Source organism: Pseudomonas sp. 2995-1, from assembly GCF_002742505.1.
Classification (GTDB): Bacteria; Pseudomonadota; Gammaproteobacteria; order Pseudomonadales; family Pseudomonadaceae; genus Aquipseudomonas; species Aquipseudomonas sivasensis.
Genome location: NZ_LJSA01000273.1, coordinates 1 through 644 on the forward strand (window position 1 = coordinate 1; position 644 = coordinate 644).

General features: G+C 34.8%; 2 protein-coding genes. Both read left to right on the top strand.

The window, feature by feature from the left end; translation table 11 throughout:
* Positions 1–260: hypothetical protein (locus AOA61_RS31165; protein WP_158234790.1), on the top strand; the 260-nt coding region annotated here is incomplete at its 5' end.
* A gap of 202 nt (positions 261–462) precedes the next feature.
* Positions 463–644 (top strand): hypothetical protein (locus AOA61_RS30825; RefSeq protein WP_143521181.1); only part of this gene is annotated, 182 nt, incomplete at its 3' end.

Consider the following 644-nt stretch of genomic DNA (forward strand, 5'->3'; position numbering starts at 1 on the left):
GGATTATTATTATTTTTAAGGATAAGTCGTATAAGTTACTTGGGGTTACTGGTGACGAAAATATGGAGTCATTTAAAGAGTGGATTGAGAACGGAGAGGTTCAAGGCTACTCCGAGCCAGATGGAACAAAAGGAGAATTAGATAAGAAGAGTATTACAAGTATTCATTTCTGGACTGAGAATGAATGGGATGAGAGTATTGCCTATTTAGATAAAGATTATAAGGAGGAGGTAGATATGCATGTGCAGACTAACAATTAATACATGTCATAACAGTGTAACAGTGATATTCGCTGAAAGTGAAGTAGATTTTTTCAACCATTGGTTTTTTATAGATAGTTCTGGTCGAAGTGATCTTGTGTTTTACATTTGTGGAACTCCAATAAAAAGGGGAGAAGTTAAATCAATACTGTGTGAGAAGGTGTGACCAATTAAGTTTATATAGGAAAGGGGGTATTAATCCATGCGAAAAAGAAAACAATTGGGGGTCGTCGCTAAAGGTAGTGACGGCTCATTTGATTTTATAGAGCAAAGTGTATTGGAAAAGTATGGTTTAAAAAATAAAGAAAAAAGTAATTCTCTTGACGAAGAGAGTGGAAAATACTTTGGTGCTACTACAAAGGTAATTCCTAAGAAGTATAGAGA